We start from the raw sequence: 18,452 nt of genomic DNA on the forward strand, positions 1-18,452 counted from the left end.
CTTATGCGAAAAAACACGCCGCTGGTCGCGTGGCTGGGCGACGACTTCACCGGTTCGGCCGCCGTGATGGAGGTGCTACATTTCGCAGGCATTCCTTCGGTCCTGTTCACCGACGCGCCGTCGCCTGCCTTGCTGGACCGCTTTGCCGATGCGCGGGGGATCGGCATCGCCACCACCGCGCGGGCCCATGATCCGGCATGGATGGCGGACAACCTGCCGCCGCTGTTTCGGGTGCTGGCGGCGCTGAACCCGGCCCTGCTGCATTACAAGATCTGTTCCACCTTCGATTCGTCCCCCGGCCGTGGATCGATCGGTGCGGCGATCGGCGCGGGCCTTCAGGTGCGCCCCGCCCGTGCCGTGCCCCTGTTGACGGCGGCCCCCGCGATGCGCCGCTATCAGGCCTTCGGTCATCTGTTCGCGGGCACCGATCAGGGCGTCTTTCGGCTGGATCGCCACCCCGTCATGGCCCATCACCCCGCCACGCCGATGGCGGAATCGGACCTGCTGCGCCACCTTTCGGCCCAGACCAACCTGCCCGCCGCGCTGATCGACCTTGAGGATCTGGCCGATCCGCAGCCCCGTCTGGACGCCCTGCTGGACCAGGGCGCGCGCATCCTGTCGATCGACGGCATGGATGCTGCCTCCGAAGCCGCGGCCGGGCGCCTGATCTGGGACAACCGCGACAGGCTGGGTCTGGTCGCGGGCAGCCAGGGGGTCGAATACGCGCTGGTGCGGCATTGGCAGGACATCGGGATGATCCCGCCGGCCCCGCCTGCCGCTTCGGCGGGCGCGGTCGACCGGATCGCGGCGGTGTCGGGGTCGGTGTCGCCGGTGACGGCGGCGCAGCTGGATTGGGCGGCCGGAAACGGCTTTGCCCTGATCGCCTTCGACGCCCGCGCCGTCTGCGGTTCCGACACCGACCTGCGATCCGAGGAAACCCGCGCCACCCGTGCCGCGCTGGCGGAGGCGGCACAGGGCCAGTCGCCGCTGGTCCATTCGGCGGCCGGTCACGACGGCCCCCAGGTCACAGCCTTCCGCCGGACACTGGCCACCAGCGGCACGGACCCCGAAACCGCCAACCGCCGCATCGGGCAGGCGCTTGGGCGCATCCTGGACGCGACGCTGCGCGGGTCGGGCATCCGGCGGGCGGTGATTTCGGGCGGTGACAGCTCGGGTCACGCAATGCGCCAGCTGGGGCTGTCGGCGCTGGTCGCCAAGGCCCCCACGATTCCTGGCGCGGCCCTGAGCCAGGCCTTCGGCGACGCCCCCCATGACGGGTTGGAGATCGCGCTGAAAGGCGGCCAGATGGGGTCGCAGGATTACTTCGGCTGGATCCGCGACGGCGGCGGCCCCCGCGACACGACCCGAAAGGCACAGCCATGACCCAGATGATCCGCGTCACCTATCTGATCGAGACCCCGGACGACCCCCAGGCCGTCGCCGCCAGGATCGCCGCCGATCAATCCACCGGAACCTTCACCGACCTGCCCGGTGAAACCCCTGCCCTGCGTGCCCGCCACGCCGCCCGCGTCGAATCGGTGACGCCACTGGACGATCACGCCCTTCCCGCGATCCCGCGGGCGCAGGGCGTTACCGGCCCCGTCCACCGCGCCAGCGCCACCATCGCCTATCCGCTGGACTCGATCGGCACCGATATCGCGGCGCTGATGACCGTGACCCTGGGCGGCGTCTTTGCCATGCGCGGTCTCAGCGGCATCCGCGTCACGGGGCTGGACCTGCCCCCCGCCTTCGCCTGCCATCCCGGCCCTCAATTCGGCATCGACGGGTCGCGTCGCCTGATGGGTGTGCCGCAAGGCCCGATGGTCGCCTCGATCATCAAGCCCTCGCTTGGCCTGTCGCCCGAAGCCACGGCAGAGGTCGTGCGGATGCTGTGCGATGCGGGCGTCGATTTCATCAAGGACGATGAAAAGATGATGTCCCCCGCCTATTCCCCGCTGGAGGACCGCGTCCGGGCCGTCATGCCCGTCATCCGCGACCACGCCGAACGGACGGGCAAGACGGTGATGTATGCCTTCGGCATCTCCGCGGCCGATCCCGACCTGATGATGCGCAACCATGACCACGTCGTCCGGCATGGCGGCAATGCGGCGCTCATCAACATCAACTCGGTCGGGCATGGAGGCTTCGGCTTTCTGCGCAAGCGGTCGCAACTGTGCCTGCACGCCCATCGCAATGGCTGGGACCTGCTGACGCGCCATCCGGGGCTGGGCTATGATTTCGGCCCCTATCAGCAGATCTGGCGGCTGCTGGGGGTGGATCAGTTCCAGATCAACGGCATCGGCGCGAAATACTGGGAGCCCGATGACAGCTTCGTGCAATCCTTCGCCGATGTCAGCCGCCCCATCTTCAGCGCCGCCGACCGTCCCCTGCCGGTCGTCTGTTCGGGGCAATGGGGCGGCCAGGCCTTCGAGACCTGGCGCCGCACTGGCCAGTCCCTGGACCTGATGTATCTGGGCGGCGGCGGCATTCACGGCCATCCGAACGGTCCCGCGGCCGGGATCCGCGCGATCCGCCATGCCTGGCGGGCCGCCGCGGCCGGGCTGACCATCCAGCAGGCCGCCGCCGAGCATCCGGATTTTCGTGCCGCCTATGAGAAATGGGGCCGCCCCTGAAGGCGGCCCCATGATCCCTGTGGCAACCTGCCGCCCTCAGGCGCGCAGGGTGCCGCCTGTGGCCTTCTGGACCTTCTCGATGACCTTGCGGGCGACGGCCTCGATATCGGCATCGGTCAGGGTCTTGTCGCGCGGCTGCAGGCGCACGGTGATGGCGATGGACTTGCGCCCGTCCTCCAGCCCCGTGAACTGATCGAAGACCGACACCGACTGGATCAGCGCCTTGTCGGCACCTGCGGCGGCATTGACCAGGGTCAGCGCCTCGACCTTGGGATCGACGATAAAGGCGAAATCGCGGTCGACGGCCTGCAGGCCCGCCGCATCCAGCGCCGGGCGCGTCGCGGTTTTGGTCTTGGGGAAGGGCACAGCGGCCAGGTTCACCGTGAAGGCGACGGCCGGTCCCTTGACGCCCATCTCGCGCAGGATCTTGGGGTGGACCTCGCCGAAACTGGCCAGCACGTTCGGGCCCAGTGCGATGTTGCCCGCGCGGCCCGGATGCCACCAGCCGTCCAGCTTGCGGTTGATCTGCGCCTTGGCGGGCGCGCCGATGACCTGCAGGATCGCCTCGGCATCGGCCTTGGCGTCATAGAGGTCGACCTTGCGACGGCTGCCATAGGGATCGCGCGCCGCGCTGTGGCCGATCAGCAAGCCGCTGATGCGGACGGCCTGATCGCCGGGTTCGCCGCCCGAAAAGACCGGCCCCAGCTCGAACAGGGCCAGATCGGCCGCCCCACGCGCCTGGTTGCGGGCGGCTGCCGCCAACAGACCGGGCAGCAGGTCGGGGCGCAGATGCGACATCTCGCTGCTGATCGGGTTTTCCACCCGCACCGCATCCTGGCCACCGCCGAACAGCGCCGCCGACGCCTGGTCGATAAAGCTGTAGGTCACGCATTCGTTGTAACCCAGGGCCGCCGCCATCCGGCGCGCGGTCTTCTCGCGCATCTGCAAGGGGGTCAGGATGGGCTTGGGGACGCCTGCCTGCGGACGCGACAGCGGCTTGCCCTCCAGCTTCGAGAAGCTGACGATGCGGCCGATCTCCTCGATCAGGTCGGCCTGGCCCAGCACGTCGGGACGCCAGGACGGCACATGCGCCATGTCGCCCTCCAGCCGGAAGCCAAGCGCCTCCAGCGTGCTGCGCTGCTGATCCTCGGGGATGTCCATGCCGATCAGGCGCGTGGTGCGCGGGGGGTCCAGGCGATAGGCGCGCGACGTGTCGGGAATGGCACCCGCCGTCACCACCGAAGAGGCCTCGCCGCCGCAGAGGTCCAGCACCATCTGCGTAGCCAGATCCAGCCCCTGCAGCGTGAAGGCCGGGTCGATGCCGCGTTCGAAACGGTATCGCGCATCGCTGTTGATCTTCAGCGCGCGCCCCGTCGTGGCGGTGCTGATCGGATCGAAATAGGCCGATTCGATGAAGACATCGACCGTGTCCTCCTGCGCGCCCGAGGCCGCGCCGCCCATCACGCCCGCGATGCTTTCGATGCCGCGATCGTCGCAGATGACGACGGCGCCTTCGGGCATGGCATAGGTCTTGTCGTCCAGCGCGACCAGTTCCTCGCCCTCCCGTGCCGCGCGCAGGGTCAGGTTGCCCGTCACCTTGGCTGCATCGAAGACATGCAGGGGACGGTTCAGGTCGAAGGTGAAGAAGTTGGTGATGTCCACAAGCGCATTGATCGGGCGCAGGCCGATGGCGGTCAGGCGCTTGCGCAGCCATTCCGGGCTGGGCCCGTTCCTGACGCCCCGCACCATGCGGCCCGAAAAGAAGGGCGCCTTGGCGGCGACGTCATCGGCGATGGTCACGCCGATCGGGCAATCGAACCCGGCGGCGATCCGGGTCGAGCTGACAGGCTTCAGCACGCCCAGGCCCCGGGCCGCCAGATCGCGGGCGATGCCGTGGACGCCAAGTGCGTCGGGGCGGTTCGGGGTGATCTTGATATGGATCATCGGGTCGATCTTGTCGGGCGCGTTCTGCGCCAGCCAGTCGACATAGCGCTGCCCGACCTCGCCCGAGGGCAGCTCGATGATGCCCTCATGTTCGTCCGACAGCTCCAGCTCGCGCTCGGATGCCATCATGCCGTGGCTCTCGATGCCGCGGATCTTGCCGACGCCCAGGGTGACGTCCAGACCCGGCACGTAATCGCCGGGCTTGGCCAGAACCACCGTGATGCCCGCCCGCGCGTTCGGCGCACCGCAGACGATCTGCTTTTCGCCCTCGTCGGTCATCACCCGGCAGACGCGCAGGCGGTCGGCATCGGGATGCTGTTCGGCATGTTCCACCCGCGCCAGCGTGAAGCCGCCCAGCTTGGCGGCGGGGTCGGCGATCTCTTCGACCTCCAGCCCCAGGTCGGTCAACGCCTCGGCGATCTGATCGACGGTGGCGGTGGTCTCGAGATGCTCTCTGAGCCAGGACAGGGTGAACTTCATGACTGTGGCTTTCCGGGTTCCGGCCCGCGCAGGCATGTGGCGGGGGTGGGTTTGCAGCCTTGAACCGCGCAAGGGGCCAAGGGTCAAGACGGATCGTGGCTTTTTGCCCCCATCGGCGGGTTTTGCGGCCCCCTCCGACGGCGCGAAACCCCTGGGCCCGGTCTTGCGCGGCGGCGAATTGCCCCTAACTGATGGGAAAGGGTCATGTGCGACCCACCCCTTTGAAAGGCCCAACCACGATGCAGACCGACCGTCAGCTTCTGATCGAACAGCGAGTGGCGAACGAGGCGAAATCGCCTTTCGTGGCCTATCTGCTGCTGATTTTCCTGTGGGGCTTCGGCGTGCACCGCATGTATCTGGGCCGCTGGATCAGCGGGCTGCTGATGCTGGTCGTCTGGGGCCTTGGCTGGCTGATGACGCCGATCCTGATCGGCTGGATCCCGGTGGGTTTCATCGTGCTGTGGTGCGTGATCGACCTGTTCCTGATCCCCGGCATGATCGACCGTGACAAGAACGACATCAGGCGGCGGCTGGCCTGAGGCCACGCCGCCTAACCGATGCGTTCGGCCAGGGTTTCGGTCTTGCCCATGCGATAGAGCTTGATTTCACGCCACAGCTTCAGCGTCGGCTTGGCCGCGAACAGGAATGACCCGATGGTGAAGAACCAGGTCGCGGGCGTCTGCCAATCATCGGAAAAGAACATGACCGATCCGATGATGAAGCACAGCGCCGCGCCGAAATCGACGATGGTGTGGGCGATCTCGAACTGGGCATAGATCCGGCGCGTGGCATCGCTTGCCTCGCGCCGGTGATGTTGGAAGATGCCGCCCCAAAGGCTCATGCGGACAGGCCGCCCGACAGGCTGGGCGTGTCGCCGGCGGCAAAGCCGTAATGGCGTAGCCAGCGCAGGTCGCTTTCAAAGAAGGCGCGCAGGTCGGGAATGCCGTATTTCAGCATCGCCAGGCGGTCGATGCCGATGCCGAAGGCAAAACCCTGCCATTCGTCGGGATCGATCCCGCCCGACCGCAGCACATGCGGATGCACCATCCCCGATCCAAGAATTTCCAACCAGGAATTGCCCTGGCCGACCTTCAATTGGCCGCCTTCCCAGGAACAGCGGATATCCACCTCGGCCGAGGGTTCGGTGAAGGGGAAGTGGCTGGCGCGGAAGCGCAGCTCGACCTGATCGACCTCGAAGAAGGCGCGGCAGAATTCCTCCAGCGTCCATTTCAGCTGGGCCATGCTGATGTCGCGACCGATGGCCAGTCCCTCGATCTGGTGGAACATCGGCGTATGCGTCTGGTCCATGTCCATGCGGTAAACGCGGCCCGGCGCGATGACGCGGATCGGCGCGCCCTGATCCTGCATGGCGCGGATCTGCACGGGGGATGTGTGGGTGCGCAGCACATGCGGCGGGCGGTCGTCGCCCGGCGCGCGATGCATGAAGAAGGTGTCGTGTTCCTGGCGCGCGGGATGTTCGGGCGCGATGTTCAGCGCGTCGAAATTGTACCAGTCGCTTTCGACCTGCGGGCCTTCGGCCACGGCAAAGCCCATATCGGCAAAGATCGCTGTGATCTCCTCGGTCACCTGGGTGATCGGGTGGATCGTGCCACGCGGGCGCGGACGGCCCGGCAGGGTGACGTCCAGCCATTCCTCGGCCAGGCGCGCCTCCAGGGCGGCGTCTTCCAGCGACAGCTTGCGCGCGCGCAGGGCGGCGTCGATCTCGTCGCGCAGCTCGTTCAGGCTGCGGCCGATGGTCTGGCGCTCCTCGGGCGTCATCTTGCCCAGTTCGCGCATCTTCAGGCTGATCTCGCCCTTCTTGCCAAGGGCGGCAAGACGCACCTCCTCGATGGCGGCGGGATCGGTGGCAGAGTTGATGCGGTCAAGCCAAAGCTGGCGCAGCGGGGTCAGATCGTCCATCGGGGGCCTCATTCCAGTTGGCCCCGCGTTAGCATGCAGGGCCGCGCGGGGGAAGCCTTGGCCCACCCGCGCGGCCCGGTTTCGGTCAGTTCCAGATATCGCCCTTGACGCCCGGCGCGATACCGGGGTGATCGGCGATGTGGAATTCGGGCTCCTTGCCGGCCTTGCGCTGACGCAGATAGTCGCGCGTCACATGCGCCACCGTGCCCGACAGCGCGACGATGGCGATCAGGTTGATCGTGGCCATCAGCCCCATGCTGGCATCGGCAAAGTTGAAGACCGTGGTGACGGCCTGCAGCGATCCCCAGATCACCATGGCCAGCGCCGCAACGCGCAGGATCAGGATGCCGGTCTTTCCCGCGCCCAGAAAGGACAGGGCGTTTTCGGCATAGCTGTAATTGCCGATGATCGAGGTGAAGGCGAAGAAGAAGATCGCGACCGCCACGAAGATATGGCCGAAACCGCCGAAATGATCGGCCAGCGCCGCCTGCGTCAGGTTCACGCCCGTCAGCTCCTGCGAGGGCATCACATCGGCCAGAAGGATCATCACCGCCGTGGCCGTGCAGACCAGGATGGTGTCGATGAAGACGCCCAGGGCCTGCACGAAGCCTTGGCTGGAGGGGTGATGGGGGGCGGGAACGGCCACGGCCGCGATGTTGGGGGCGGAGCCCATGCCGGCCTCGTTCGAGAAGAGGCCCCGCTTGATGCCGTTCAACGCCGCCGCCATGACGCCGCCGGTGACGCCGCCCACGGCCTCCTGCAGGCCAAAGGCGGATTTCACGATGCCCGACAGGATGCCCGGCACGGCGGGCAGATTCATCGCCAGAACGACGATCGCGGTCAGCAGATAGATCCCCGCCATCGGCGGAACCACCATCTGCGCGGTGCGCGCGATCTGGGGAATGCCGCCGAAGATGATGACCCCCGACAGGACCGCCACGATGACGCCGACGATGGCCGGGTTGATGCCGAACGCCACCTCGACCGCCTGGGCGATCGAATTGGCCTGGACCGCGTTGAAGACCAGCCCGAACGAGATGATCAGCGACACCGCGAACAGCCCCGCCAGCCAGTTCATCCTGAGCCCGCGCGAGATGTAATAGGCCGGGCCGCCCCGGTACATCCCATCCGTGCCATGCACCTTGTAAAGCTGGGCCAGCGTCGATTCCGCATAGGCCGTGGCCATGCCGACCAGCGCCACCATCCACATCCAGAAGATCGCCCCCGGACCGCCCAGCGTCAGCGCCACCGCGACGCCTGCGATGTTGCCGGTGCCCACGCGGCTGGCCAGCGACACCGACAGCGCCTGGAACGGCGAGATGCCGTTGCGGTCGGTTTCGCCCGAACCGCGCACACAGCGCCACATTTCGGCGAAATGCACGAATTGCAGCAGCCCAAGGCGGAAGGTGAAGTAGAGACCGACGGCCAGAAGGCCATAGATCAGCACGTAACCCCAGAAGATGGTGTTCAGAAAGTCGATGATGGCGCTCATCACGGTCCCCAGGCTGCTAAAACTTTGCGCATCCTGTAACACTCGTGTGAGCAGACGCAAGCTTGGCGCTCAGGCGCGGCGGGGTTCGACCTGCAGCCAGACGCCGCCTTCGGGGCGCAGGGTCAGGATCATCCGGGGCTGCGGATCGCGCCCGGGAACGGGTCTGAACCGGAAGCGCGCCAACAGGGTGGACAGGATGATCACGGCCTCCTGCAGCGCAAAGCTGGCGCCGATGCAGATGCGCGGCCCCGCCCCGAAGGGCAAAAAGGCATAGCGGTCGGGCGTGGTCAGGAAACGGTCGGGGTCGAAATCGTCGGGCCGGTCCCACAGCAGGTGATGGCGGTGCAGCGCATAGACCGGGATCATCACCGTGTCGCCCGGCCTGACCTGCCGTCCGCACAGCGTATCGGGTGCCTGCGCCGTCCGCGACAGGAAGGCGGCAGGCGGATAAAGCCGCAGGGTCTCGTTCACGATGCGCTGGATCAGGGGCAGCTGCCCGTAATCGGCGGCGGTGGCGGCGCGGTCGCCCAGAACGGCGCGGGCCTCGGACGCCGCGCGTTCCTGGATGGCCGGGTCGAAGGCCATCAGATACAGCGCCCAGCCCAGGGTCAGCGCGGTGGTTTCATGCCCTGCCACGATGAAGGTCAGCAGGTTGTCGCGCAGCTCGTCGCGGTTCATGGCGCGGCCGGTCTCGGGGTCCTGGGCGTCCAGCAGCAGGTCCAGCAGGTCGGGCGCGCCGTCCTTGGGGGCCTTGGCGCGGGCGGCGATGGCCTGGTCGGCGACCGCCTTCATCCGCTTCAGCCCCGGCCCCGCGAACAGCCGCCCCGGACGCGGCAGCCAGGCGGGCAGCCCCAGGACGTCCATCAGCGACACCTTGGCCGTCTGCGCGATATAGGCGTCGATCGATTTGTGGACATGATCGCGGTCGAACATGCCGTCGCCGGAAAATGTCACGTCGGAAATCACCTCGAAGGTCGCCGCGACGGTTTCCTGAAACAGGTCCACCGGGCCCCGCGCGGCGGCAAGGCGGCGCGACGATGCCTCGGCGGCGGCGGTCATGACGGGGCCAAGCGCCTCGACATGGCGGTGGGCGAATGCGGGGGCGGCGGCGCGGCGCTGCCAGCGCCAATGGGCGCCTTCGGCCACGAACATGCTGCTGCCGATGGCGGGTTCTAGGATCAGCTTGGTCGTCACCGATTTCGGATAATCCTCGACCCGGTCCTTCAGGATGTGCCGCAGCGCGCCGGGGTCCATGACCATGTGCCAGCGCAGGCCGGTCTTGCCCGACACGATGGGCTGGCGGACCGCGATCTGGGGGATCAGCTCCAACAGGTTGCGGCGCGCGGTCATGACCGTGCCGATCGCCCCCAGGGGTCGTACGGCCAGCGGCACCTTGACGGGTTCGGTTGTCATCACGGCTCCAGGATCAGGGCCAGATAGGCCAGGAACAGCACCAGATGGACGGCGCCATGCAAAACATTGGTCCGGCGCGCCCCGAAGGTCTGCACGCAGGTCAGCAGCGTCAGCGCCAGCAGCACCTGCATCTGCGGCCCAAGGCCCAGGATCACCCCCTGCCCCGTGGCCATGCCAATGATCAGCACCGCAGGCACCGTCAGCCCGATGGTGGACAACGCCGCCCCCAGACACAGGTTCACTGCCCGCTGCAGACGGTTCGACAGGGCGGCACGGACCGCCGACATCCCCTCTGATGCCAGAACGATGGTGGCGATGACAACGCCGCCAAGTGCCGCAGGCAGGGACATAGCGTTGATGCCGTGATCGACGAAGCCCGCCATCTTCTTGGACAGCAGCACGATGGGCAGCAGGGTCGCCACCAGCAACAGCCCATGCGCCCAGGTCGCATAACGGGCATGGCCATGGCGGATGACGGGGGGATCCTCGGGTTCGGTGAAGAAGCCGCGATGGCGCACGGTCTGGATCGACAGAAAGACCAGGTAAAGCGCGAAGGTCACGATGGAAAAGAACAGCGCCTGCGCGCCCGTGAAGCTGCCGTCCCGGCTGGAGATGGTATAATCGGGAAGCACCATCGCAAAGACCGCCAAGGGCACCAGCACCGTCAGGAAGGACGAGGCGCCCGCGAAATTATAGCTCTGTTCGCCATGCCGCAGCGCCCCCAGCAGCAGCGACAGCCCCACCAGCCCGTTCAGCACGATCATCACCACCGCGAACATCGTGTCGCGCGCCAGGGTCGGGCCGCCATCGCCCGACAGCATCACCGACCCGATCAGCGCCACCTCGATGCAGACGACGGCCAGGGTCAGGATCAGCGTGCCGTAAGGTTCGCCCAGACGTTCGGCCAGAGCCTCGGCGTGGCGGACGACGGCCGAGGCTCCCCAGACCATCACCCCCATCAGCCACAGGAACGACAGCGCGCCGCCGATCCCGGCAGCGGGGGCCAGCGCGCCATGGCCAAACAGGTTGAAGACCGCCAATGTGGCGATCACGGCCAGGATCGCGATTTCCCGCGACAGCTTGTTCAGAGTTCTCATGGGGGCAAGATATGCGGGCGGTCCGACCCCGGCAATCTGCACGGCCCATCACGTTCGCGGCACGAAAAAGGCCCGCCCCCTGCGCGGGAACGGGCCTTTCAATGTCGGCATCTGCCTCGAAGGATCAGGCAGCGGCCTTGGCTTGTGCGACGATGGCACCGAAGGCTTCGGGCTCGTTCACGGCCAGATCGGCCAGGACCTTGCGGTCAACCTCGATGCCGGCTTTCGACAGCAGGTTGATGAAGCGCGAATAGGTCATTTCGGCGTCGACCATGCGGACGGCGGCGTTGATCCGCTGGATCCACAGGGCGCGGAAGTTGCGCTTGCGGTTCTTGCGGTCGCGGGTCGCGTACTGGTTGGCCTTGTCGACGGCCTGGGTGGCGGTGCGGAAGTTGCGCGAACGCGCGCCATAATAGCCCTTGGCTTGATCGAGGACTTTCTTGTGGCGGGCGTGGGTCACCTTGCCGGATTTAACGCGGGACATATGGGGTTCTCCTGATCAGCGAGCGTAGGGCATGTATTTCTTGACGATCTTGGCGTCTGCATCGCAAAGCACCGTCGTCCCGCGAGCGTCGCGGATGAACTTGGTCGTGCGCTTGATCATGCCGTGGCGTTTGCCGGCCTGACCTGCCTTGACCTTGCCCGAGGCCGTCATCGAGAACCGCTTTTTCGCGGCCGACTTGGTCTTCATCTTCGGCATTTTCATCTCCTTCGTCAGAGTGATCATGCGACTCGGCAATGCCATGATCGGCCGGCCGCATGTGTAAGGAAGGGCGCCGTATAGGACGGCGCCCCGCGATTGGCAACCCCAATCAGCCGGCCGAACCGATCCCCGTCACGCGATGGAACGCGGAAGCCACGTCATCGGGGTGGAAGGGGTCGGGATCGACGGATGCGCCGATCACCAGCACTAGGATCCCGGCCATGAAGGTCAGGATCGCGGCGCGCGGCGCCTGGGTGCGCGCCAGCTGCACCACGGCCAGCACCACCGACAGGGCGCAAAGCGCGATGCCGCCCAGCAGCAGAAGATCCGCCGCCATCATCATTCGGCGTCCGAGGCAAAGATCAGCCGGTCGTCGCAGGGCGCGATCCGGATGATGTTGGTGCTGCCCGCCACGTTGAAGGGCACGCCCGCGATGACCACGACCTGCCGGCTTTCGTCGGCGAAGTTGTAGTCGCGTGCGGCGCGGGTGGCGTTGACCACGGCTTCCTTGAAGCGGCTGAGGCGCGGGGTGATGACGCAATGCGTCCCCCAGGTCAGGCACAGGCGGCGGGTCACCGATTCAAGCGGGCTGAGCGCGATGATCGGCACGCGGGGGCGTTCGCGCGCCACCAGGCTGACCGTCTTGCCCGACTGGGTAAAGGCGCAGATCGCCGCCACGTCGGTCGTCTCGGCGATCTCGCGCGCGGCGGTCACGATGGCGTCGGGGACCGAGGACAGGCTGGCCTTGCGCGCGGCTTCGATGATCGAGCGATAGTTCTTGTCCGCCTCGACCGAGCGGGCGACGTTGTCCATCGTCTGCACCGCCTGGACCGGAAAGCTGCCCGCGGCGCTTTCGGCCGACAGCATCACCGCATCGGCGCCTTCATAGATGGCGTTGGCGACGTCGCTGACCTCGGCGCGGGTGGGCATCGGGCTGTCGATCATCGATTCCAGCATCTGCGTCGCCACGATCACCGGCTTGGCGGCGCTGCGGCACAGGCGCACCAGGCGCTTCTGGATCGGCGGCACCGAATAGACCGGCAATTCCACCCCCAGATCGCCCCGGGCGACCATGATCCCGTCCGAAACCTTCAGGATCTCGTCGAAGGCGCGCACGGCGGCGGGTTTCTCGATCTTGGACAGCACCGCGGCGCGGCCCTTGGCCAGGGCGATGGCTTCCTCGACATCCTCGGCGCGCTGCACGAAGGACAGGGCCAGCCAGTCGACGCCCAGCTCGCAGGCGAATTCCAGATCGGCGCGGTCCTTGTCCGACAGGGCTGCCAGCGGCAGCACGACATCGGGGACGTTCACGCCCTTGCGGTCGGAAATGGTGCCTGCGACGGTCACGACGCATTCGGCGAAATCGGCGCCGCAGGTCTCGACCTGCAGGCGGATCTTGCCGTCATTGACCAACAGCTCGCTGCCCTCGATCAGGGCGGCGAAAATCTCGGGGTGGGGCAGCTGCACGCGGGTCTTGTCGCCCGGCGCGGCATCCAAGTCGAAGCGGAACTTGTCGCCCACCTCCAGGTCCTGGGGGCCCGAACCAAAGGCGCCGACGCGCAGCTTGGGGCCCTGAAGGTCGGCCAGGATGGCGATCGGACGGCCGGTATCGGCCTCGATCTCGCGGATCGTGCTGTACCGTTCCCGATGATCGTCATGGCTGCCATGGCTCATGTTCAGGCGGAACACGTCGGCCCCTGCCTCGAACAGATCGCGGATCATTTCCTTGGTCGAAGATGCCGGTCCAAGGGTTGCCACGATCTTCACGTTGCGATGTCGTCTCATCATCCCGCCCTATCTAAGTTTAGCGCTATCTATGCCGCAAATGCAGCGTGGCGGCAACTGGCGTCTGGCGCCCATCCGTCGTAGACAGCTTGCAGCAACACAGATGACCGGACCATGACGCCCCCACCCTTCCACATCGAAGGCGCGACACGCCCCTCCCGATGGCTGATCACCTGCGATCATGCCGCGAATCACGTTCCCGACTGGGTGTCGGGGGGGGGATCTGGGCATCGCGCCCGCCGACATGGCCCGCCATATCGCCTTCGACGTGGGGGCCGCGGGGCTGACGCGGCGCCTGGCCCAGATCATGGACGCCCCCGCGATCCTGTCGCATTTCTCGCGGCTGGTGATCGACCCCAACCGGGGCGAGGACGACCCGACCCTGCTGATGCGGCTTTACGACGGGACGGTCATTCCGGCCAACAAGCATGCCGATCAGGCCGAACGCGAACGCCGCCTTGCGCGCCTGCACCGTCCCTATCACGCGGCGTTGGGCGAACTGGCCGACGGGCATCCCGACCGTTGCATCTGCGCGATCCACAGCTTCACCCCACAGCTGAAGGGCCGCCCGCCGCGCCCTTGGCAGGTCGGCATCCTCTATTCGCATCGCGATGCGCGGCTTGGTCCGGCGATGGTGCAGGCCTGCCGCGACCAAGGATGGGTGACGGGGGAAAACCAGCCCTATACCGGGCATCTCGAGGGCGACTCGATCGACCGCCACGCCCTGTCGCGCAACCGTCCGAACATGCTGATCGAAATCCGCAACGACCTGATCGCGACCCCCGAAGGTCAGGCCGAATGGGCCGCCCGGCTGGCGCCGGTCATCGCCGAAACGCTGGCCGCAAGCGGTCTCTGACCCCACCATGCAGGGCGCCGCGCGGGGGGTCCGGGGGGCGGCAAGCCCCCCGGCGTCGCGGGACGCAAACTCAGATCACAAATCAGACGGCGGTCTTCATCGTCTCTTCCAGATAGATCTCGCGCAGCCGCGCCGCGACCGGGCCGACCGACCCGTCGCCGACCGTCGCACCGTCGATCTCGACCACCGGCATCACGAAGGCCGAAGCCGAGGTGACGAAGGCCTCGTCCGCGTCCTGCGCTTCCGCGATGGTGAAGCTACGCTCCTCGACCTTCATCTGCGCCTCGGCGGCAAAGCGCAGCACGGCGGCGCGGGTGATCCCGTGCAAAATGTCGTGGCTCAGTTCGCGCGTGATGATCGTGCCGTTCTTGACGATATAGGCGTTGTTGCTGGTGCCTTCGGTCACGCGGCCTTCCTCGACCATCCAGGCATCGTCGGCACCGCGCGCCTTCGCCTCCATCTTGGCCATCGAGGGATACAGCAGCTGCACCGTCTTGATGTCGCGGCGACCCCAGCGCAGATCCTCGACGCTGATCACCTTCCAGCCGGTCTTCGCGGCGGGCGCATGGGCCAGGCCGGGCTTCGATTGCGTGAACATCACCACCGTCGGCACCGTATCGGCGGGCGGATAGGCGAAATCGCGGTCGCCCGGATTGCCGCGCGTCACCTGCAGATAGATCATCCCGTCGGTGATGTCGTTTTCCGCGATCAGCCGGCGATGCGCCTCCAGATAGGCGGCGTCATCCAGCGGGTTGGCGATGGCCAGCTCCGACAGCGACCGCTTCAGGCGCACCATGTGACCGTCGAAATCGATCAGCTTGCCGCCCAACACGCTGACGACCTCATAGACGCCATCGGCCATCAGGAAGCCGCGATCAAAGATCGACACCGTCGCGCGATCCTCGGCCAGGTAATCGCCGTTCACATACACCGTCCGCTTCATCTGTTCCTCCTGAGGCGTCAAGACATGGCCGTGGTCCTGCGCCCAAACAGCCCCGCCCGTCAAGCGCATCGCTCCGCCTCGCCGCGCTGCAGGAAAGCCCTTGATGCATCCGCAGCGAAAGATTATTACCAAGCCAGTCCCGAATCTTTCCGAACTGGACCCTTGCATGAGCTTTCGTTCCCAACCGCTGCCGCCTGCCCGCTTGAACCGCTGCCAGCTTTTCGGTCCAGGATCGCGCGAGGCCCTGTTCCCGAAGATGGCGAAATCCGACGCCGACGTGATCAACCTCGACCTCGAGGATTCGGTCGCCCCCGACGACAAGGAGCGCGCCCGGTCGAACATCATCCAAGCAATCGGCGACGTGGATTGGGGGACCAAGACGCTGTCGGTGCGCATCAACGGGCTGGATACGCCCTGGTGGCATCGCGACGTGATCGACCTGCTGGAACAGGCGGGCGACCGGCTGGACCAGATCATGATCCCCAAGGTCGGAAACGCTTCCGACATCTATGCCGTCGATGCGCTGGTCACCGCCGTCGAACGCGCCAAGGGCCGGACCAAGCCCATCGCCTTCGAGGTGATCATCGAATCCGCCGCCGGCATCTGCCATGTCGAGGAGATCGCCGCCGCATCACCGCGCCTGCAGGCCATCAGCCTGGGCGCCGCCGATTTCGCGGCATCCATGGGCATGGCCACCACCGGCATCGGGGGCACGCAGGAAAACTACTACATGGTGCGGGATGGCCAGAAATACTGGCCCGATCCCTGGCACTGGGCGCAGACGGCCATCGTGGCGGCCTGCCGGACGCATGGGCTGCTGCCGGTCGACGGTCCCTATGGCGATTTCAGCGATCAGGACGGCTTCATTGCCCAGGCCCGCCGCTCGGCCACGCTTGGCATGGTCGGCAAATGGGCGATCCATCCCAGCCAGGTGGCGCTGTGCAATCAGGTCTTTTCCCCCGACGAGGCCGCCGTCACCGAGGCCCGCGAAATTCTTGCCGCGATGGAGCAGGCAAAGCGAGACGGCGCGGGGGCGACCGTGTACAAGGGACGTCTGGTCGACATCGCCTCGATCAAGCAGGCCGAAGTCATCGTGCGCCAGGCCGAGCTGATTTCAGCCTGAAGGAACACCCCGCGGACCGGACCAGTGGAGGGGTCCGGACCGCACCAAGGGGGAGGAGCAGGCCCTGCGAACCGTCGCAGGGCCTGTCGCATTTCGGGGTCTTCTTTGGGAGCGGTCAGGCGCGCCGCAGCTTGCGGAACCCGGCCGAGGCACCCCAGCCCGCCAGCACCGCCACCGCCAGCGACATCAGCCCGTAAAGAAGCGGCTGGTCGAAGGCCAGATTATAGAGCCAGCGTTCCAGCCCCACCTTGCGCACCTCGATGGCCGCGCGGTGGACATCGATGACCTGGCCGTCGCGCAGCAGGAAGATCCGGGTCTTGTAATCCCCCTCCAGCAGGTTGGCAGGCAGCCGGATGTCGGCGCGGAACAGCGTGTCCTGTGCCAGCTCGATCCCGCCCTCGTCCAGTCGGAAATGGCCATCATTCTGGCGCAGCCGCACCATCGCCTGCGTGAAGACCGGGGCATCCGCGACCTCGGGGGCACCCTCGAAGGCCCGCAGTGCCTGCGACAGCGAAATGCGATAGCGGCTGTCCCAGCCGGGCAGCAGGATCTGGTCCAGGGGCCCGGTGCTGGACACGGCATAATAGCTGGGCGCGGCACCTACCTCGACCCGTTCGGTGTTGACCCAGATGCCAAGGCGCCGCTGCTTGCGCCAGATGGTCATCGGCTGCGAGGGCGCCTCGATGGTGACGATCACGTCTAGCCGGCCCTCGGGGATCGGCGCCTCGCGGCGGATGGCGCCATAGATCAGGATCTCGGACCCGTCGAAGCTGGTGGTGATGGACACCGAATCATCCGACAGGCCCGCCACCACCTGTTCGGCCGGTTTCGGCACGTTTTCGGGGACCGCGCTGCGCGGACGGCCGGGATCGGGAAACAGCGGATAGCCCGTGCCAGCATCTTCTGTGGGCATCAGCGACCCCTGCGATTGCGCCTCAGCCACCCCTGGCAGCAGTGCGACGATCAGGGCGATCAAGGGGGCATATCGGGACATCAGCGCACCCGCGTGACGATGGAATACAGGTCTTCGGGCGTCAGGAACAGATCCAGCGCCAGCTTGGCGCAGACCGCCAGCACCAGCAGTGCCAGCAGGATCCGCAGCTGTTCGGCCCGCAGTTTCGCGCCCAGCGTGGTGCCGATCTGCGCCCCGATGACGCCCCCCACGATCAGCAGCAGCGCCAGCATCACGTCCACGGTGTTATAGCTGACGGCATGCATCAGCGTCGTGAAGGCCGTCACGAAGGTGATCTGGAACAGCGATGTTCCCACCACCACCTTGGTCGGCATCCCCAGCAGATAGATCATCGCGGGCACCATGATGAAGCCGCCGCCGACCCCCATGATCGCCGCCAGGACGCCCACCGCGACACCCACCAGCAAGGGCGGGATGACGCTGATATAGAGCCCCGAGGTCCGGAACTTCATCTTGAAGGGCAGGCGGTGGACCCAGTTGTGCTGATGCAGCCGTCGGCGACCGGTCGGATGGCGGGCGCGGCGCAGGGCGCGCAGGCTTTCCTGCAGCATCATCCCGCCGATCAGGCCCAGAAAGACGACATAGCACAGCTGGACGACCAGCTCGACCTGGCCCAGCCGCTGCAGGATGTTGAAGACCAGGACGCCCAGACCGGACCCGATCAGCCCGCCCGCCAGCAGCACGCCCCCCATGCGGAAATCGACGGTCTTGCGCTTCATATGCGCCAGAACCCCCGACACCGAGGACGCCACCACCTGGTTCGCGCCGGTCGCAACGGCGATGGCCGGGGGAATGCCGATGAAGAACAGCAGGGGCGTGATCAGGAAACCGCCGCCGACACCGAAAAGCCCGCTCATGACGCCGACAAGGCCGCCCAACCCCATCAGGGTGAAGGCATTGACCGAGACCTCGGCGATGGGAAGGTATATCTGCATACGCGTCGCGGCCCGTTTCGTTGCGTCAAGGATGCATCGCCCCGCAGGTCAGGTCAAACCGCTTTCCGCCCGCCGCCATCACGGTTGCGCATGTTCGGGTTGAAGCGCGACCATGCGGCGGCTAAGCAAAGGCAAGGTCACATCCGCGTGCACCG

17 protein-coding genes and 1 pseudogene are annotated in these 18,452 nt (G+C 66.7%); 5 read left to right on the forward strand and 13 right to left on the reverse strand.

Annotated features, from left to right (window positions below):
• Positions 1–3: 3 nt before the first annotated feature.
• A complete protein-coding gene (locus tag IE00_RS02560; protein WP_205949641.1) occupies positions 4–1,383 on the forward strand; it encodes a four-carbon acid sugar kinase family protein in 1,380 nt (459 codons plus the stop codon).
• Positions 1,380–2,633 (forward strand): 3-oxo-isoapionate-4-phosphate decarboxylase OiaX, encoded by a 1,254-nt coding sequence (oiaX, locus tag IE00_RS02565; RefSeq protein WP_072295459.1) that lies wholly within the window; start codon positions 1,380–1,382, stop codon positions 2,631–2,633. The genes IE00_RS02560 and oiaX overlap by 4 nt, the downstream gene beginning before the upstream one ends.
• Positions 2,634–2,669: 36 nt before the next feature.
• Here oiaX and pheT read toward each other — a convergent pair whose 3' ends face one another.
• The gene (gene pheT / locus IE00_RS02570; protein WP_072295460.1) at positions 2,670–5,057 is read right to left on the reverse strand and encodes a phenylalanine--tRNA ligase subunit beta; all 2,388 of its coding nucleotides are present in this window, start codon (positions 5,055–5,057) and stop codon (positions 2,670–2,672) included.
• 239 nt (positions 5,058–5,296) lie between these two features.
• Between pheT and IE00_RS02575 the strand changes: the two genes are divergently transcribed.
• Positions 5,297–5,596, forward strand: a complete 300-nt coding sequence (locus IE00_RS02575; protein ID WP_072295461.1) for a TM2 domain-containing protein — start codon at positions 5,297–5,299, stop codon at positions 5,594–5,596.
• A gap of 11 nt (positions 5,597–5,607) precedes the next feature.
• Here IE00_RS02575 and IE00_RS02580 read toward each other — a convergent pair whose 3' ends face one another.
• The 9 genes from IE00_RS02580 to pyk all read right to left on the reverse strand — a co-directional run bounded on the left by IE00_RS02580 (position 5,608) and on the right by pyk (position 13,467).
• The gene (locus IE00_RS02580) at positions 5,608–5,898 is read right to left on the reverse strand and encodes a YrhK family protein (RefSeq protein WP_072295462.1); all 291 of its coding nucleotides are present in this window, start codon (positions 5,896–5,898) and stop codon (positions 5,608–5,610) included.
• On the reverse strand, positions 5,895–6,977 hold the full coding sequence (gene pheS, locus IE00_RS02585) for a phenylalanine--tRNA ligase subunit alpha (RefSeq protein WP_072295463.1): 1,083 nt from the start codon (positions 6,975–6,977) through the stop codon (positions 5,895–5,897). Before pheS ends, IE00_RS02580 begins: the two co-directional genes overlap by 4 nt.
• An 85-nt stretch (positions 6,978–7,062) precedes the next feature.
• Entirely contained in the window at positions 7,063–8,469 is a 1,407-nt protein-coding gene (locus IE00_RS02590) for a sodium:alanine symporter family protein (protein ID WP_072295464.1), read from the reverse strand.
• A gap of 69 nt (positions 8,470–8,538) precedes the next feature.
• The gene (locus tag IE00_RS02595) at positions 8,539–9,882 is read right to left on the reverse strand and encodes a cytochrome P450 (protein ID WP_072295465.1); all 1,344 of its coding nucleotides are present in this window, start codon (positions 9,880–9,882) and stop codon (positions 8,539–8,541) included.
• Entirely contained in the window at positions 9,882–10,979 is a 1,098-nt protein-coding gene (locus tag IE00_RS02600; protein WP_072295466.1) for a calcium:proton antiporter, read from the reverse strand. Before IE00_RS02600 ends, IE00_RS02595 begins: the two co-directional genes overlap by 1 nt.
• 124 nt (positions 10,980–11,103) lie before the next feature.
• On the reverse strand, positions 11,104–11,463 hold the full coding sequence (gene rplT, locus IE00_RS02605; RefSeq protein WP_072295467.1) for a 50S ribosomal protein L20: 360 nt from the start codon (positions 11,461–11,463) through the stop codon (positions 11,104–11,106).
• 15 nt (positions 11,464–11,478) lie between these two features.
• Entirely contained in the window at positions 11,479–11,679 is a 201-nt protein-coding gene (gene rpmI, locus IE00_RS02610) for a 50S ribosomal protein L35 (protein ID WP_072295468.1), read from the reverse strand.
• A 112-nt stretch (positions 11,680–11,791) separates the two neighbouring features.
• Positions 11,792–12,019: a hypothetical protein gene (locus tag IE00_RS02615; RefSeq protein WP_072295469.1), complete on the reverse strand. Its 228-nt coding sequence runs from the start codon at positions 12,017–12,019 to the stop codon at positions 11,792–11,794.
• Positions 12,020–12,021: 2 nt separating this feature from the next.
• On the reverse strand, positions 12,022–13,467 hold the full coding sequence (pyk, locus tag IE00_RS02620) for a pyruvate kinase (protein WP_072295470.1): 1,446 nt from the start codon (positions 13,465–13,467) through the stop codon (positions 12,022–12,024).
• Between the two features lie 114 nt (positions 13,468–13,581).
• Between pyk and IE00_RS02625 the strand changes: the two are divergent.
• Positions 13,582–14,323 (forward strand): annotated as a pseudogene (locus IE00_RS02625) (N-formylglutamate amidohydrolase).
• Between the two features lie 82 nt (positions 14,324–14,405).
• Here IE00_RS02625 and IE00_RS02630 read toward each other — a convergent pair.
• Positions 14,406–15,266, reverse strand: coding sequence for a D-amino-acid transaminase (locus IE00_RS02630; protein WP_072295657.1), 861 nt, complete (start codon positions 15,264–15,266; stop codon positions 14,406–14,408).
• A 166-nt stretch (positions 15,267–15,432) separates the two neighbouring features.
• Between IE00_RS02630 and IE00_RS02635 the strand changes: the two genes are divergently transcribed.
• Entirely contained in the window at positions 15,433–16,389 is a 957-nt protein-coding gene (locus IE00_RS02635) for an L-malyl-CoA/beta-methylmalyl-CoA lyase (RefSeq protein ID WP_072295471.1), read from the forward strand.
• 115 nt (positions 16,390–16,504) lie between these two features.
• Here IE00_RS02635 and IE00_RS02640 read toward each other — a convergent pair whose 3' ends face one another.
• Both IE00_RS02640 and IE00_RS02645 read right to left on the reverse strand, forming a co-directional pair.
• On the reverse strand, positions 16,505–17,383 hold the full coding sequence (locus IE00_RS02640) for a TIGR02186 family protein (protein ID WP_240493771.1): 879 nt from the start codon (positions 17,381–17,383) through the stop codon (positions 16,505–16,507).
• Positions 17,383–18,297: a sulfite exporter TauE/SafE family protein gene (locus tag IE00_RS02645; protein ID WP_072295472.1), complete on the reverse strand. Its 915-nt coding sequence runs from the start codon at positions 18,295–18,297 to the stop codon at positions 17,383–17,385. The genes IE00_RS02640 and IE00_RS02645 overlap by 1 nt, the downstream gene beginning before the upstream one ends.
• Positions 18,298–18,452 lie beyond the last annotated feature (155 nt).

Source organism: Paracoccus sp. SM22M-07 (assembly GCF_001887735.1).
In the GTDB taxonomy this organism is placed as follows: domain Bacteria; phylum Pseudomonadota; class Alphaproteobacteria; order Rhodobacterales; family Rhodobacteraceae; genus Paracoccus.